At 69.7% G+C, this 15697-nt stretch carries 13 protein-coding genes; 4 read left to right on the top strand and 9 right to left on the bottom strand.

The genetic code is table 11. From position 1 onward, the window contains the following. Positions 1 to 138: 138 nt before the first annotated feature. From ACTEI_RS25610 to ACTEI_RS37370, 5 genes are all read right to left on the bottom strand, one after another. Entirely contained in the window at positions 139 to 792 is a 654-nt protein-coding gene (locus ACTEI_RS25610; RefSeq protein ID WP_122979994.1) for a LysE family translocator, read from the bottom strand. Between the two features lie 591 nt (positions 793 to 1383). Further along, positions 1384 to 1866 (bottom strand): hypothetical protein, encoded by a 483-nt coding sequence (locus ACTEI_RS25605; protein ID WP_145830938.1) that lies wholly within the window; start codon positions 1864 to 1866, stop codon positions 1384 to 1386. A 516-nt stretch (positions 1867 to 2382) separates the two neighbouring features. Beyond that, on the bottom strand, positions 2383 to 4113 hold the full coding sequence (locus ACTEI_RS25595) for an endo-1,4-beta-xylanase (protein ID WP_239082676.1): 1731 nt from the start codon (positions 4111 to 4113) through the stop codon (positions 2383 to 2385). Positions 4114 to 4251: 138 nt separating this feature from the next. Continuing rightward, on the bottom strand, positions 4252 to 4425 hold the full coding sequence (locus ACTEI_RS25590) for an ATP-binding cassette domain-containing protein (protein ID WP_372443306.1): 174 nt from the start codon (positions 4423 to 4425) through the stop codon (positions 4252 to 4254). A 519-nt stretch (positions 4426 to 4944) separates the two neighbouring features. Next, entirely contained in the window at positions 4945 to 5109 is a 165-nt protein-coding gene (locus ACTEI_RS37370; protein ID WP_170292267.1) for a hypothetical protein, read from the bottom strand. A 187-nt stretch (positions 5110 to 5296) separates the two neighbouring features. On the opposite strand from ACTEI_RS37370, the gene ACTEI_RS25580 reads away from it, so the two are divergent. Further along, on the top strand, positions 5297 to 6325 hold the full coding sequence (locus tag ACTEI_RS25580) for an aldo/keto reductase family protein (protein ID WP_122979989.1): 1029 nt from the start codon (positions 5297 to 5299) through the stop codon (positions 6323 to 6325). Between the two features lie 523 nt (positions 6326 to 6848). On the opposite strand, the gene ACTEI_RS25570 is transcribed toward ACTEI_RS25580, so the two are convergent. After that, entirely contained in the window at positions 6849 to 8042 is a 1194-nt protein-coding gene (locus tag ACTEI_RS25570) for a serine hydrolase domain-containing protein (RefSeq protein ID WP_122979988.1), read from the bottom strand. A gap of 260 nt (positions 8043 to 8302) precedes the next feature. Between ACTEI_RS25570 and ACTEI_RS25565 the strand changes: the two genes are divergently transcribed. Beyond that, positions 8303 to 9058 (top strand): GbsR/MarR family transcriptional regulator, encoded by a 756-nt coding sequence (locus ACTEI_RS25565; protein WP_122979987.1) that lies wholly within the window; start codon positions 8303 to 8305, stop codon positions 9056 to 9058. A 288-nt stretch (positions 9059 to 9346) separates the two neighbouring features. On the opposite strand, the gene ACTEI_RS25560 is transcribed toward ACTEI_RS25565, so the two are convergent. After that, complete coding sequence (locus ACTEI_RS25560) at positions 9347 to 10252, bottom strand: helix-turn-helix transcriptional regulator (RefSeq protein WP_122982410.1); 906 nt, start codon at positions 10250 to 10252, stop codon at positions 9347 to 9349. A 145-nt stretch (positions 10253 to 10397) separates the two neighbouring features. Between ACTEI_RS25560 and ACTEI_RS25555 the strand changes: the two genes are divergently transcribed. Then, positions 10398 to 11831, top strand: a complete 1434-nt coding sequence (locus ACTEI_RS25555) for an MFS transporter (protein WP_122979986.1) — start codon at positions 10398 to 10400, stop codon at positions 11829 to 11831. A gap of 213 nt (positions 11832 to 12044) precedes the next feature. Here ACTEI_RS25555 and ACTEI_RS25550 read toward each other — a convergent pair whose 3' ends face one another. Continuing rightward, the gene (locus ACTEI_RS25550) at positions 12045 to 12230 is read right to left on the bottom strand and encodes a hypothetical protein (RefSeq protein WP_122979985.1); all 186 of its coding nucleotides are present in this window, start codon (positions 12228 to 12230) and stop codon (positions 12045 to 12047) included. A 41-nt stretch (positions 12231 to 12271) separates the two neighbouring features. Further along, positions 12272 to 12589 (bottom strand): hypothetical protein, encoded by a 318-nt coding sequence (locus tag ACTEI_RS25545; RefSeq protein ID WP_145830936.1) that lies wholly within the window; start codon positions 12587 to 12589, stop codon positions 12272 to 12274. Between the two features lie 185 nt (positions 12590 to 12774). Here ACTEI_RS25545 and ACTEI_RS25540 point away from each other — a divergent pair, with 185 nt between their 5' ends. Beyond that, a complete protein-coding gene (locus ACTEI_RS25540; protein WP_239082675.1) occupies positions 12775 to 15363 on the top strand; it encodes a tetratricopeptide repeat protein in 2589 nt (862 codons plus the stop codon). Positions 15364 to 15697 lie beyond the last annotated feature (334 nt).

Below are 15697 nucleotides of genomic sequence, written 5' to 3'. Positions count from 1 at the left end.
CACTGCCCGACGTGATGCTGCCAGTTCAGAGATGTGCTTCGAGATCAGACCGAGGTTCCGGGAGGGGATTTCAACTAGGGAAGGAGGGGCTCCGGTGTAGACGTTCCCGGCCGCCACCAGATCCCTGATCGCCGGTGATCATGGGGTGGCGGTGACCACAGCGCGGGACCGGTCCGCAGCGATCCGCACGGCCATCAGGCCGAGCGCGGTGCCCATCACGTAGCGCTGGGCCTTCAGCCAGCCCGGCCGGTCGCCGAGGAACCGGGATATCGACCCCGCGGACAGGGCGATCAGGCCGTTCACGGTGATCGCGATGGTGATCTGAACCAGACCGAGCAGGAGGCTCTGCGCCGCGACGCTGCCCCGGGCCGGGTCGACGAACTGGGGCAGCAACGAGACGTACATGACGGCGATCTTGGGGTTGAGCAGGTTGGTGACCAGGCCCATCGTGAACAGTTTCCGGGGCCGGTCCGCGGGCAGCGCCCGGGGCGTGAACGCCGACGTGCCGCCGGGCCGCACCGCCTGGAACGCCAGCCATAGTAGATAGGCGGCGCCGGCCAGCTTCAGCGCCGTGTAGAGCGCCGGCACCAGAGCGAAGATCGTGGCCACGCCAGCCGTCGCGGCGACCAGGTAGACGAAGAAACCGCAGGCCACCCCTGCGAGCGAGATCAAGCCGGCTCGGCGGCCTTGGGTAACGGACCGCGAGACCAGATAGATCATGTTCGGGCCGGGGATGAGTACCATGCCCAGCTCGATCGCGGCGACGCCCAGGACGGCGGTAAGGGTGACCATGAACCGACCCTATGTGCGGCACCGCCCACCGCCAGCGACCCAGATCACGCGAATATGATCTTTCAACTCGAAACCTGTGCACGTCGGCCGGCACGCACCGGAGTCACCCGTAGTGACTCGGCGAGCCGGTCCACAGCGACCCTCGGCGGGAGCCGGAGGGTTGAACAGCGAGCTGAGGCTTCGTTCCACTTCCTTGGAACACGAATATGGCGCGTCCTCACCGCGCTGGCGTAGGTCTGCTGTATCCGAGTCAGACCAGCCTCGTGGTTCATCTCGATGGCCGATAGCCGCTGATGCAGTACCTGTAGCTCCCGCTCGGCGGCCGCCGGCCAGTCATCGTCCGGCGGTATCGCGGCAAGGTGTTCCTGTGCTTCGGCGATTGCCATGCGCCTGTTGGGCGGGTGGTCCACCGAGATGGCACGCAGGGCGGGTGCCGCGTCGCCGGGTGTGACTGCTTCAAAATCGACCGGCAGGTCAGCCGCGAAAGTGCCGTGTCCCACGGATAAGACGACGGTCTTTCCAGCCGGTCGTATCGAGTTGATCGCTGTCTGCGGCTGTCCGGGTGCCGCCCGCGCTGCTCAGCGGCGCGGCTCAGGGCTCTGCTCGCAACTGTCGAGGAACCTTTCCTGCCCTCCTGGCCCTCGCCGCAACAGTGACGACCACGAGCGTCAGGCACAGCACCGCCAAGGCGACCACCAGCGGGTTGAGGAAGGCGGGTACCAGGTCGGGTCCGCAGGTGGTGTCATGGAGCGGCCACAGGCTCGTTGCTCCGTCGGATGACAAGGGGTGCTCGTAGCCGAAGGCGTTCCGCGAGGCGATCACACATCGGTCCTCGGCGTCGGTCATCAACAAGGAAGTCGTCCGGGCCAATCCGTATCCGTAGGAGGCGATCGCCGCCATCGCCATCCCGGCGCTCAGCGGCCATCCCCACCGACCCGGCATCGGCGATGCACCCTGTTCGACTTGTCCGCCAGGAAGGCGTACCAATGCCAGAATGACCAGCGCACAGGCGCCCACTGCGACCAACGGCCAGCCCAGCGCGACCAGTACGAGCACGATGTAGAGCGCTGCCATGAGACAGCAATCTAGTCACAGCCTGCACGGATCCCAGCCTCGCTGACCTAACAGAGCTCATGACTGCCGAAGGGGCCACCGGCATCCAGCCCTTCGGCTCATCGCCAAGATCGATCGCACCCCAATCGGATAGAAGTGGGCTTCACCGCCACCGCCCTCGTCATGGTCCAACGCGCCGGGCACAGCGTTCCCGCCTTGGCAGCCACCCCGGCGCTCGACCCACGCGATGTCTCGGTCGGGTCCCTGGGCATCTCGCCCCTCGGCGATGCCGAACGATTGCGGGCCCTTGCCGAGGAGTACGCCCGGGCCATGCCGGCCTGAGCCACGGACGCCCCGGGGAGACATGTCACGATGCGTCACCATCCGGATGGAGTGGAGCCGTTCTCGCAGCAGAACTCGTGACAGTTGAATAGGCGGTCTCACCAGACTCAAGGGCCGACGAGGGCCGGCTGCACGCGCAGAAGGTCACCGCGGTGCCGGACCCACCGAGCATGCCGCGCACGCGCTAGGGGGTCATCACCGGCGGGCGGCTCGTAGGGTGTCCCGCAGGGCGGCGACAGCGGGCTTCGGGCGTAGTCGCTGGTCCCACGGCAGTTCGTCGCCGGGTTCGAGTGGGTAGCTGTCGTGTTCGGCGGTGGAGCCGTAGCGATCGGTGATGCCCCAGGTGCTGAACGAGGTGCAGGTCGGCTCGGACAGGCAGGCACCGAGCACGCCGGCGAACTGGGTGGCCTGGACGCGTGGCGATTCGCCGTACACGTCGATCTCGGAGATGCGCGCGGACAGGCCGAGTTCGGCCAGCGCGGCGATGTGGGACCGGAGCACTGCGGGGTCGATGTGGTCACCGGCTTCGTGGATATGGCTTTGGAAGCCGACCCCGTCGATGGGCACTCCACGTCCCTTGAGGCGGACGACCAGGGCGTACAAGGCGTCCCAGCGGGGGCCGTCGGCCTCGGCGCCGAACTCGTTGAGGTACAGCTTCGCCTCGGAGTCGACGGCGCGGGCGGCGGTGAACGCCTTGTCGATGTACGACTCGCCCATCGCTTCCTGCCACAGGTGCTCGCGCAGACCGGGACGGCCGTCGGGTCCGTCATCGTCCGGCGACAACGGTTCGTTGACGACGTCCCACTCCGCGACCCGGCCCCGGTAGTGACCGACGACGGTCCTGACATGTCCGGTCATCACGCGTTCCCGGTCGGCGAGGGCGACCTGCTGCATCCAGCGCGGGTTGGCCTCCCCGAAGATCAGGGTGTGCCCGTGCACCGTCATGCGGTTGGCAGCCGCGAAGTCGACCAGCAGGTCACCCTCCGCGAAATCGTAAGTGTCCGGCCCTGGGTGTACGAACTGGGGCTTGAGGGCGTTCTCGGTGGTGAGCATCGAAAACTGGGTGGTGGCGAGGGTGCGGTAGCCGTCGTCGCTGACCAGTGGTTCGGCCGCCATCGCGGCCCCGATCGGTAGCCGGCGGCCGGTGGCCTCAGCCAGGCCACGCAGGGAATCCGAGGGCTGGGTCGGCTGCCCCGCCATCCGAGTGTCACGGACCGCGACGCCGCCGCCGTCGCGCGCCGTCGCCTCCAGCGCTGCCAGCGTCCAATCCGGCGCGCCGGGCACGGCGTCGACCCCGAACGTGACGGAACCAGCGTCGAACACCCCCGGATCCGGCACGGACACGCGGGTGTCGCCGGCGGACAGCACCAGGTCGCCGCCGTGACGTTCGAACGTGACGCTCACCGTGGCGGGTGACGTGACCGACGCGGTTCGGTCCGCGACCGGCGCGGCGGAACGGCCATCCCAGACGGTCAGGCTCAGCTCGCGTTCCGAGACAGCGACTCGCAGGCCCCGCCGGTTCTGTCGCCACTCGTCGTAGACGATCGGCACCTCGCCGTACAGGTACAGCGACGCGGTCTGGCCGGCCGGACGGCGCAACGTCGCACTGACCTGAAAGTCGCCGCGAACCTCGAGCCGCGGGCCGCGCAGGTTCACCGGCGGATGGGGTTGCCCGCCCGTGCCGTCCTGAAGCACGATCTGCCGTCCCAGGCCGTGGATACGCACGCCGCCGGACCCGACGGTCCCTCCCGGCAGGTGCCTCCAGTCCCCGGCAAGCAGGTCCACCCGGCCGGACGCCGGGGCGGCGCCGGATGCGCTCGGCCGGGCATCCCGGCCACCGGATGGATCGCAGGCGGCGGCACCGCCGGCGAGCAGACACAGCACGGATACGAACAGGGTCGGCCAGGCGCGCGAGACGTTCGGCACGGGTCCTCTTGGAGTCGGCGATGAAGGAACGCCCGACAGTACCGACAGCATGCGCCGTGAGCGCCGAGGACAAGGATCCTGACGGGTGTCGCCGGGTCGTAGGTGGTCCAGCGCCGCAGCAAGGCCCGGCCAGCCGCCTCACGATCTGACAGGCCCTCGCCAGTGCAGCAGCGTCGACTTCCCGGAACCCGACGGCCCGGTCAACGCCAGCACCTCACCCGCGAAGACCCGCAACGACGCGCCGTTCAGGGCACGGGTGGCACGGAACGACTTGCTGACATCGTCAGCGACGAGCAAGGGTGGTGCAGACACGGACAACTCCCGGGAACACGAGGATCGGTTTCGTCCTCGACGCTAGGCAGCCGGGAACGCGGCGGCGTCCACCCCGATGATGATCTGCGGCGTACGACTTGAGTCGTACGCGGTGCGCACAGTCCCTCCGCCAGCACGTCAGTTACCGGCAGACCGGCCAGGCCCCGCTCCGGCGGTCATCAGCGCGAGGGTGCCCTGGGGCTCGCGCTGGCCGGGCCGGCCCGATGATGCGGTTTCCGGCGCCGGCACACCGCGCGTGTGCGTGCCAGCCGGCCCCGGTCGTCCGACTCGCGGCGGTGACTCGCGAGATCGCTCGAAAGCCTCCGGCGGGTTAGCACTGCCAGAATGCCGGTAATCAACCCGGATGGGTGGCATGCGTTCGAGAGTGGCGTGGTGCTGAGTCGACGTTGGTTCGCTGACCTGCCGGTTCCCGGATGTGGATGCCGCCGCGGCCCACGTTCACGCTCAACTCGACGCCCGGAAGCACGTCAACGCCGCGCTGAGCAGCAGCCTGGCGCATCAGATCGAACCACGGCTGTCGGATCCCGTGTAGTCAGTGATCGCGGCAATCTCGATGCCAGCATCGTGCAGCCGTTGTGCATACGCCTCCGCGAACCGCTGCTGGTCGTCCGGATCCACCCGCGAGTCAAGCGGCACGTCGTGGTCGACAACTACGCCACTCACAACCACCCGAACGTCAAAGCGTGGCCGGCCAAGCACCCACGGATCACCCTGCACTGTTACGTGGTGCACTTGACGGTCGAACAGGAGCGCGGCCTACGTGACGTTCCTGGGTGTCCTGAGGCGCCGTGATCGCCCGCTGCCCGCGGCGGATGGGTGAACGGCAAACGCGTCGCTAAGATCGCTGTCCATGAATCATCGACGCCTGGGACGCAGCGGCCTCAGCATCAGTGAGATCACTTATGGGAACTGGCTGACGCATGGCGAACTCGTGGGCCGCGACTCGGCGCTGGCCTGCATTCGCGCCGCTCTGGACGCCGGTATCTCGACGTTCGACACGGCCGACGTCTACGCTCTCGGCGCCGCCGAGGAAGTCCTCGGTGAAGCACTGCGCCCGGTACGCCGTTCATCGGTGGAGATCGCGACGAAGGTGTGCCTGCCGACCGGCGACGGCCCGAACGACCGGGGCCTGTCTCGCAAGCACATCATGGAGTCGTGTCACGCCTCGCTGCGCCGGCTCGGCACCGACTACGTCGACCTCTACCAGGCCCACCGCTTCGACGAACGGACTCCGCTGGACGAAACGCTGATCGCGTTCGACGATCTTGTTCGCCAGGGCAAGGTTCTCTACCTGGGCGTCTCCGAATGGACCGCGCCGCAGATCCGGGCCGCTCTCGACCTCGCTGAGGACATGGGGCTGCGCAGCCGTATCGTCGCCAATCAACCGCAGTACAACATGCTCTGGCGGGTCATCGAACCGGAGGTGTTGCCGCTGTGCCGCAGCGCGGGTATCGGGCAGGTAGTGTTCCAGCCGCTCGCTCAGGGCGTGCTGACCGGTAAGTATCTGCCCGGCCGGCCGCCGCCGGAGGGATCGCGCGCTTCGAGCGCCGGCCGCGCGCCGCGATTCATTCGCCGGGTTCTCGGCGATCAGCTCCTCGAACGTATCCAGCAGCTACGCCCGCTCGCCGACGAAGCCGGGCTGTCCATGGCTCAGCTCGCGATCGCCTGGACACTGCAGCAGGACGGCGTCGATTCGGCGATCATCGGCGCGACTCGTCCGGAACAGGTCACCGAGAACACGGCGGCGGCCGGCGTTCGTCTCTCCGGCGACCTGATCGTCAAGATCGATGCGGTACTCGGCGACCTGGTGGACCGGGACCCCGCCAAAACCGCTCAGATGATGGCCGTGAAGCCGGCTTGGAGCCGGGAGCAGGCATAGCCGCGGAACATACCGCCATGAGCAGGCTTCGCCATGAGGATGGAGACGGCTCGGCAGATGCCGGCCCGGGTGTGCGCGGCGGCGAGCCTCACGCTGCTCGACCCGGGCGGCTCCGGAATTCCTGGCAGGTCCGGAAGCGCAGCGCCACCCGCACCGAACGCGTGCTCCCGGGCACCTCCGCCGGCCCGGCGGCCATGGAAGGCCGCGAAGGAGCTCACCACCCTCGACCACCTCAGCGGCGGCCGTGCCGTCCTCGGTGTGGACCGGGCGCGCCGGCGGACGCCGATGCGAGGCCTTCGGGGAGCGGCGGCATGAGCGCGCGTTGCACCGCCGCGGTCGCCCGGCTCGCCGGGCCCGAAGAGCCCATCCCGGACAGCGCGACGCTCCGGCGGCGCTGCCTCCATCTGATGGTGTTCACGGCGCACCCGGTGCCGGCGGTCACCCCGGCACCGGTTTCCGTCGCGGGACAGATGGCGCCCGGTTCCAGGATCGGACCGTCGCCGAAGAAGTCGCCGGCATCGGGTCATCGGACAGGAGCGGCGTCGTCATCCGAGCGGGCCGGTCCGCCGCAGAACACCTCGGTGACGAGCCTGTGCTGCGCTTTCTGGAACGCCTCCGCCCACTCGGCGAAGTCCATTTCGGCGTCCCCGGTGGTCAGTGAGGCGGTCAGGGTCCTGCTGCCGTCGGGAGTGCTGTACATCAGTGCTGCCCAGCCGGCGAAGCCGCCGTTGTGGGTGATGAGGGTGCCGCCGTCGGGGCCCGCGTCCTGCACGAATACCCCCAGGCCGTAGCCCATGTTCGGGACGGGTGTCGGACGGGGCGTGCACATCTCGGCCAGCAGCGGGGCCGGCAGGAGCTTCCCGCCCATCAGCCCGGAGATGAACAGGTGGAGATCCCGCGTGGTCGAGATCATGTCACCGCCGGTGGAGACCCAGGAGGGATTCACGCGGGTGATGTCGACGGTCTTCCACCGGCCGGCGTCCTGATACGTGTAGTAGCCGTGGGCATGTGGCTCGGGGATCTCCGGCGAGGACTCGGGCGACACTGTGCCCGTCAGCCCGAGCGGCTGCAGGATCCGTCGCTGCATCTCCTCGACGAACGAGCGGCCGGTCACCTGCTCAACCAGGAGCCTGGCCAGCACGTAGTTGGTGTTGGAATAGCTCCAGTCCGTTCCCGGCTCGAACCGCGCCGGTTTGGACAGTGCCAGCTGTACCAGTTCCTGTGGCCGGTAGGTTTTGAACCGCTTGTCCACCCATTCCTGCCCCTGCCAGGGGATCCCCGCTACGACCGTCCCATCGGGGTAGTACTCGCCGGTGAAGTTGAAGACCCCGCTGGTGTGCTGCAGCAGCATCCGCACGGTGATCCGTCGATCCAGCGGGAACTCGGGCAGGTATGCGGCCACCGGCCTGTCCAGCCCGATCCTGCCGTCGGCGACCAACTGCAGCACCAGGGCCGCGGCGAAGGTCTTGGTGTTGCTGCCGATCCGGAAGTGCCCGTTCGTCGGCGGTTTCGCGGCCTCGCCCAATCTGCGCACCCCGGCACTGTCGACCCACTCGCCCCGCTCGTCGTGCACGCGCAGTTGCACCCCGGCGAAGCCGGAATCGACGATCTCGCGGATGGCCGTCTGCAGCTCCGGGCGGTCCTGCCCGGAAGCGGCGATCGGCGGGTAGCCGCCGTCGCGCCCGGTTCCGGAGAAATCGCTGGTGCCGTTTCCCATCGTGAGTCTCCCTGCCTACCGGCTCGGATGATGTTTGGGGATCTATGAACGCTCGTGAAGCTACATTGCATTCAATGATCCGTCAATGAAAGAGAGCGGCTGCTCGCCGCTTACCTGCGCCTATAAGAGCAATTCCATTGCAATGAGCCTGAGGCTGAATGCAAGGGCGAGTAAGATCATTTATTGCAATGGGACCGGGTGGAGGCATACTTGCGGGGGAGTGGGCGCCGCACCCCGCACGACGGCAGAGAGGAACGCCGATGCCCGGAGCCCGGCTCACCGACGAGGATCGTCAGCGCATCGCTGCGGGGCTGGCCGACGGGCTGGGATACACAGAAATCGGCCGGCGCCTGGACCGGCCCGCCTCGACGATCATGCGGGAGGTCACCCGCAACGGCGGACCCCGCCACTACCGGGCGGACCGGGCGCAGCTGGCCACACAGCATCGTGCGCGCCGACGCAAGCAGGCCCAGCCCGCGGCGCCGCCAACCCACGACAGCGGCGATGGGCGCGACCCCCAAGTGGTCCAGGACTTCACCGATTCCTTCACCACTCTCCTGGTCCAGCAGGGGATGCCCCGAATGATGGCCAGGGTGCTGGTCTGCCTGTACACCACCGACTGCGGTGCCCTCACCGCCGCCGACCTGATCCAGCGACTTGGCATCAGCCCGGCCTCGATCTCTCACGCCGTCGCCTTCCTCGAACAGCAGGGAATGCTCAGGCGGGAACGGATCCCCGGCATGCGCCGCGAACGCTACGTCATCGACGACGAGATTCCGCTGCAGTCCCTCCTCGCCACCCTGCAGATGAACGAGACCCTTGCCGCCGCATCACAGCGTGGAGCCGAGATTCTCGGCTCGCAAACCCCGGCCGGCGCCCGCTTCGACTCCACCGCCGAACTCCTTCTCCTCGTGAGCCAGGCTCTCCAGCAGGTCATCCAACAGTGGCGGCAAACCCGACCGCCCGTAGCGCCGAGCGACAATCATGATCTGACCAGTGGTCGCTGTAGGTCATGACGGTCAGGGATGTCGGTGCTGGTGGTGGCTTCATCAGCACCTCCCGAGGATGTCCCGGACCCTCGACGAGGTCTTGTGTGCGCTTCCGGAGCACGGCACGGTTTCGGGGCCGCCCTATCGGAAGGTGGACGGGCTCGTCGACGACGCCGGGATCCCGGAGGCGATCCGCGGCGTGCCCGGCGGTGGGTAGCGGAAGACCTTGCCGTCCCATTGCGGGTCCACGCCCGCCCCTGGCGAGAACGCCGGCCGCGCCTGTGCCGGCGCGACACGTCTGATCCGGCGAGCGACTCAGCCGGCGTGCTCGACCGCCGGGGCACGATGCCGGACGCCCACCGCCGTCCCGGTCGAGGACTTCAGCAGCTGCAGGGCGGCCTCATGCCCCGATCCCGGCACCGGCGTGTACGTCAGCACCCGATGCCCGTCGTCCTCCGGAAGGTGCAGCGCCTCGAAGTCGAGCTCCAGGTCACCGACGACCGGGTGATGCAGATACTTCGTACCCGCGCCGCACACCTGCACCGGATGCTTCGCCCAGCACGCCGCGAACTCCGGGCTCTTGACGATCAACTCGCCGACCAGCGCCGTCAGCGCCGGATCGTCGGCATAGCGGCCCGCGGCCACCCGCAGCGACGCCACCGCCCGGCTGGCCTCCTCGTCCCACCGCCGGTACAGCTCACGGGTGTGCGGGTCGAGGAACAGCATCCGCGTCAGGTTGGGCCGGTCCGCAGGCCGGTTCGGAGCCGTCCGGTCGTAGTGCCCGGCGAAGAGCAGATGAGCCAGCTCGTTCCACGCGAGAACCTCGCTGTGGCGGCCCAGCACGATGGCCGGCACGTCACGCATCGCCGCGATCAGCTGCTCCACACCGCGCCGCGCCGACTCGGGCCGCTGCGCCCGGCGCCGCTTCGCCGGCCGCGGCCGGGTCAGCTCGTGCAGGTAGGCGCGCTCGTCGTCGGTGAGCGCCAGAGCCCGGGCGATGGCGTCGATCACCGACTCCGAGGCGTTCGTGCTCTGCCCCTGCTCCAGGCGGGTGTAGTAGATCGGGCTCACACCGGCCAGCTGGGCCAGCTCCTCGCGCCGCAGCCCCGGCACCCGGCGCGGGCCGTGCGACACCAGCCCGACATCGTCGGGTCGCAACCGTGCGCGGCGGCTCCGCAGGAAGTCCGCCAGCTCGCCCCGTCCTCCGCTCTCACTCCGCATGCATCTCATCCTGCCCAGCAGGCCGCGGCGCTGCCTGTCCCTGTCAGTACCAGCCTGGCGCCGCGTAGGCAGCGCGGTGGTCTGGCTGCCGCCGAAGTCCCAGGTCAGGGTCATGGCGTAACCACACGACGCGGAGGCCATCTCGATGACCACTACGATGACGCCAACCGGCACGACCAGCCGCGACCGGCTCATCCTCACCGTCCTGCTGACCGCGAGCTTCACCCTGGCGGTCGACTTCTCCATCCTCAACGTCGCCCTCCCGGTGATCGGCGCTGAGGTCGGCTTCACACTCTCCGGCCTGCAATGGATCGCGACCTCCTTCGCCCTGTGCGCGGCCGGGTTCACCCTGCTGTTCGGCCGGGTCGCCGACATCTTCGGCCGCCGCCGGATGTTCCTCGCCGGCATCGCCCTGCTCGGCGTCTCCTCGCTGGGCGGAGGTCTGGCCGGCGACCCGGCCGTCCTGCTCGCCGCCCGCGTCGCGCAGGGCCTGGCCACCGCCGCCGTCACCCCGGCCGCTCTCTCCCTGCTGACCACCTCGTTCCCCGAGGGTCCCCGCCGGGAACGCGCGCTCGGCCTCAACGGCGCCCTGATGGCCGCCGGATTCACCACCGGTGCGATCCTCGGCGGTGTCGTCACCGACCTGCTCAGCTGGCGGTGGGCGTTCTTCATCAACGTCATCGTCGCCGTGGTCGTCCTGGCCGTCGCCCCGTTCGTGCTCGCCGAGAGCCGCCCCGACCAACGCCCCCGCCTCGACGTCCCGGGTGCCGTCACCGTCACGGCCGGCCTGCTCGCCGTCGTCTTCGGCCTGACCAGTGCCGGCGAGCACTCCTGGGCCGACCCCCGCGCCTGGGGCGGCCTGCTGGGCGGGGCCGCGCTGCTGGCGTCCTTCTGGGCCATCGAGCGGCGCGTCACCGCACCGCTGCTGCCGGTCCGGATCCTGCGCGAGCGCACCGTCGCCTGGGGAAACATCGCCGGTGTCCTCGCGTTCGCGACCGAGACCTCGCTCGTCTTCCTGCTCACCCTCTACCTGCAGGAGGTCCTCGGCCACTCGCCGCTGGCCGCCGGACTGTCGTTCGCCGTCCTGGGTGCCGGCACCGTGCTCGGCGGCATCCTCGGCCCCAAGGTGATCGGCCGCCTCGGCAACCCGCCGCGCGCCCTGGCGCTCGGCATGGCGGTCCAGGCGGCCGCGACGCTGGTGCTGGTGCTGCTCGGGCCGTCCTCGAGCGGGACCCCGCTGCTGCTGGCCGCCACCTTCATCGGTGGTGTCGCCAACCTCGTCGCCATCGTCGGGTTCATGGTCACCGCGACCTCCGGCCGGCCCGACCAGGAGCAGGGCCTCGCCGCGGGACTGGCGACCATGAGCCAGCAGATCGGCATCACCCTCGGCATCCCGGTGATGTCCGCCGTCGTCGGAGCGACCCTCGCCGCACTCGGCAGCGAGACCGCCGACCACATCCTCACCGCCGTCCGCACCGCCATCGGCGTCAACACCGCCCTGTGCGTGCTCACCGCACTCGCCGTGACGGCGTTCCTGCGGGCGCCGCGTTACTCGCCCGCCCCCGTGCAGGGCGAGTAACGCGCGACCATGCCCACGCCGCCCGACCGGCGGGAGACGCTCGGCACGACGTCTCCGGTGTGAAGGTCTGGCATGGTCGCCGAACCACACACCGGAGACCTCTTCAGTGGTTGATCACCGCCACGCCGCAACATCGGCGGCGCCACGGAACACCGCCTAGCCCCAGTACTGCAGCATGTGACCGCGGTCGGAGTAGTACCGGCAACGCGAGTCCTACCAGCCGTAGTACTGGGAGTAGTGGTTCTGCGCGTAGCTGCACGAGATTCCCGTGTCGTACGGGCCGCTGTGGGTCTTCCACGAGACGGCCTGTGCGGCGGCCGGGCTGACCAGGGTGAGGCAGGCCGTGGCGGCGGTGGCCGCGCCGAGGCCGAGGGCAGCCCGGATGGAGTTGCGCTTCAAGGTTCCTCCTATGAGACAAGACGGGTGGTCGGATGTGTCCGTTACAGCGACTTCTCCTCGATCCGGTGACGCTCGATGCCGAAGTCGCAGACGGGCCAGGACCTGGCGGTGACATCGCCGCCCCGCTGGTAGACCCAGTCGCTGGACCCGTCGGGCTCCCGGTCGCGGGCGGCCCGGACCCGCCACTTGCGGTTGACGTTGACGCACCGGCCCGACCGCGGTCTTGTTGCTGTTCTCCGTCCAGCTGTAACAGCCGCCCCAGTCGTCGGCCTGAGCCGGCGTGCGCTCACAACGCCGGCGAGGCTGGACGCGAGGAGCGCCGCCGCGGATCCGGACCCGGCCATCTTCCTCCAGGTCATGGTCTCCTCCATTCGTGTTGCAGTGCTCATGAGAGTGAGGGGTGGATCCCCGGCGCGGGCGAACTCCGCACGAATTCGGACGCGGGGCCTCCGCGGCACGAATGTCCGAATTTTCGGTGGGCAGGTGCCGTCGGCGGGCAGCCGCTAGCCTCGAGCACCGGGATGTCAGGCCAGAGGGGGTGGCGGTGACCGCGCCGGAAGGTGTTTTCGTCACGGCGCCCGATCCGGCGCAGGCGGGCAATCTCGACGACCTGGTCGAGCGGCTGCGCCTGTTGAAGGTGTGGGCCGGTGACCCCTCCTACGAGACGATCAAGAATCGGGTCACCGCAGCCTGGACGGCGGAGGGCCGGTCGGCCGGTGAACTGGTGAGCAAGTCCACCGTCGCGTATTGCTTCCGGCCCGGCCGGCGCCGCCTGGACACCGAGCTGGTGGTCGCGGTGGTCCAGGCCCTGCATCCCGACACCGGATACGTGACGGCGTGGCGGCAGGCGTTGCGCATGATCGGCGGAGAGATCGAGGCGGTGTCCCAGGTCCGGGTGCAGGACAGCCTGCCGCAGGATCTGGCCGGGTTCACCGGCCGCACCGGCGCACTGGACCGGCTCCGCCACGCGGCACGGGGCGGGCAGGCGGCGGTGATCGCCGTGATCGAGGGGATGGCCGGGGTGGGCAAGACCCAACTCGCCGTCCACGCCGGACACCTTCTGGCCCGGGAGAACGCATACGATCGGGTGCTGTTCGCCAACCTGCGCGGTTTCGACCCCGACCCGGCACAGCCGCCCGCCGACCCCGCCGCGGTCCTGGACGGGTTCCTGCGCCTGCTCGGGATGCCCGGCCAGCAGATCCCCCACACCCTCGACGGCCGCGCCGCGGCCTACCGCGACCGCCTCGCCGGCACCCGGATCCTGGTGGTGCTGGACAACGCCGCCACCCCCGAGCAGGTCCGCCCACTGCTGCCGACCGCACCGGGCTGCCTCACCCTGGTCACCAGCCGGTGCAGCCTGGCCGACCTGCACCCCGCCACCCACCTCACGGTGGACGTGTTCACGCCCGACGAGGCCCTGGCATTCCTCACCCACGCCGTCCCCGACGTTCCTCTCGGCGCGGATCCGCACGCCGCCGCCCGCATCGCCGGGCGCTGCGGCTACCTGCCGCTGGCCCTGTGCCTGATCACCGGGCACATCCGCAACACACCGGGCTGGACGTTGACCGACCACGCCGACCGACTCGACGAACGCCACCACCAGCGGCGCCTGGACACCGGCGTCGAACTCGCCCTCGATCTGTCCTACCAACGCCTACCCGCCGACCGGCGACGACTGCTGCGACTGGCGGCGCTGCACCCCGGGCCGGACTTCGACGCCTACGCCGCCGTGGCCCTGGCCGGCACCGACCTCCCGACCGCCCGGGAGCATCTGCACCGCTTGCACCGCGACCATCTGCTGCAGCAGAGCACGCCCGGGCGGTACACCTTCCACGATCTGGTCCGCGTCTACGCCACCGTCCGGGTGACCGACGAGGACCGCCCACCCGAACGCCGCATCTGCCTGACCCGCCTGTTCGACCACTACCTCGCCGCCACCGCCACCGCCATGAACACTCTGCACCCCGCCGAAGCCCATTACCGGCCCGTGGTCTCCGCCGCCGGCACCGCCACCCCGGACCTCACCGATCCGGACATCGCGCGGGATTGGTTGGACACCGAACGACTCACCCTGGTCACGGTCGCCGCCTACACCGCCGGCCACGGCTGGCCGAGCCACACCATCCGGCTCTCGCGCATCCTGTACCGATACCTCGACGGCGGCCACAACACCGACGCGCTGACCGTGCACGGTCACGCCGGCCGTGCCGCCCGCAACAGCGGCGACCTGACCGGACATGCCCACGCCCTGGCCGACCTCGGCGCCGCCCACTATCGGCTGGGCCGGTACGGGCCGGCCGGCGAGTACCTCCAGCAGGCGCTGGGACTGTTCCGGCAGGCCGGCGACCCGGCCGGCGAAGCTCGCGTCGTGAACAACCTCGGCGTCATCGCGGTGCGGTCCGGTTACTACCGGACGGCCACTGACCAATTCGCTCGGGTCCTGATCCTCTACCGGGAGGCCGGCGACCGGGCCGGTGAAGGCCGCGCGCTCACCAACCTCGGCTACGTCGAGGGGCGGTCGGGCCGCTACCAGCTGGCCGTCGAGTACCACGAGCAGGCCCTCACCCTGTACCGGCAGGCCGGCAACCGGGTCGGTGAGGCCGACGCGCTGAACGGCCTCGGCGAGGTCGAGGTGCGGTTCGGCCGGTACGGGGCGGCCGGCGACCACCTCCGGCAAGCCCTGATCCTGCACCGCCAACTCGGCCACCACTCGGGCGAAGCCTGGACGCTGGACAGCATCGGCACCCTGCACGCCCGCCTCGGCGAGCCAGCCCAGGCCACCGAACACCACCAGCAGGCCCTGGCCATCTTCCGCGAGGCCGGCGACCGGTACGGCGAGGCCTGGGCGCTCAACGGCCTCGGCGAAGCCGCCCACACCGCTGGTCACGTCGCGGACGCCGTCACCCACCACACCGCCGCCCACACCGTCGCCGCCGAAACCGGCGACCCCGACCAGCAGGCCCGCGCCCACACCGGACTCGGCCACGTCCACCACACCCTCGGCCATCTCACCCTCGCGCGCGAGGCCTACCGGCACGCACTGGCCCTCTACACCGACCTCGGCCTACCCGAAGCCGACCAGACCCGCACCTGCCTCGCCGCCCTCGACCACAGCGGCGCCGAACAGCGGTGACGGGCGCCTGCGGGTTGCCTTCGGGGAAGGTGACGGGGCCGCCTTTCGTCGCCGCGTCCTCGATCATGTCGTTCACTGATGCTGCGCTGCCCGCGTTCACCGAGGAGTGGTCGTCGGGCGAGCGTTCGGCCGGGCGGACCGTTGCCGGGCGGTGCGCCGACCTGGGCAGGGGCGGGGCCACCGGAGCAGGCGGGCGCCCGCGAGCGGCGTTGTCCGGTCGGCCCGGCAAAATGACAAGGCTGACCCGCGGAACCGCAGGTCAGCCTTTTACTCACGAACATTTTTCCCTGCTTTTTGCAGCGTGTATCCCGCGACCAGGGAGGTAAGGGAGCGT

It is taken from the genome of Actinoplanes teichomyceticus ATCC 31121, from assembly GCF_003711105.1.
Classification (GTDB): Bacteria; Actinomycetota; Actinomycetes; order Mycobacteriales; family Micromonosporaceae; genus Actinoplanes; species Actinoplanes teichomyceticus.
The sequence above is the reverse complement of the archived record's forward strand: the minus strand, read 5'-3'. Positions and strand labels throughout refer to the sequence as shown.

Coding starts and splice junctions, on each gene's coding strand:
- ACTEI_RS25610 (WP_122979994.1), bottom strand. CDS start 792: ATGGTCACCCTTACCGCCGTCCTGGGCGTCGCCGCGATCGAGCTGGGC.
- ACTEI_RS25605 (WP_145830938.1), bottom strand. CDS start 1,866: ATGGCAGCGCTCTACATCGTGCTCGTACTGGTCGCGCTGGGCTGGCCG.
- ACTEI_RS25580 (WP_122979989.1), top strand. CDS start 5,297: ATGAATCATCGACGCCTGGGACGCAGCGGCCTCAGCATCAGTGAGATC.
- ACTEI_RS25570 (WP_122979988.1), bottom strand. CDS start 8,042: ATGGGAAACGGCACCAGCGATTTCTCCGGAACCGGGCGCGACGGCGGC.
- ACTEI_RS25565 (WP_122979987.1), top strand. CDS start 8,303: ATGCCCGGAGCCCGGCTCACCGACGAGGATCGTCAGCGCATCGCTGCG.
- ACTEI_RS25560 (WP_122982410.1), bottom strand. CDS start 10,252: ATGCGGAGTGAGAGCGGAGGACGGGGCGAGCTGGCGGACTTCCTGCGG.
- ACTEI_RS25555 (WP_122979986.1), top strand. CDS start 10,398: ATGACCACTACGATGACGCCAACCGGCACGACCAGCCGCGACCGGCTC.
- ACTEI_RS25545 (WP_145830936.1), bottom strand. CDS start 12,589: ATGACCTGGAGGAAGATGGCCGGGTCCGGATCCGCGGCGGCGCTCCTC.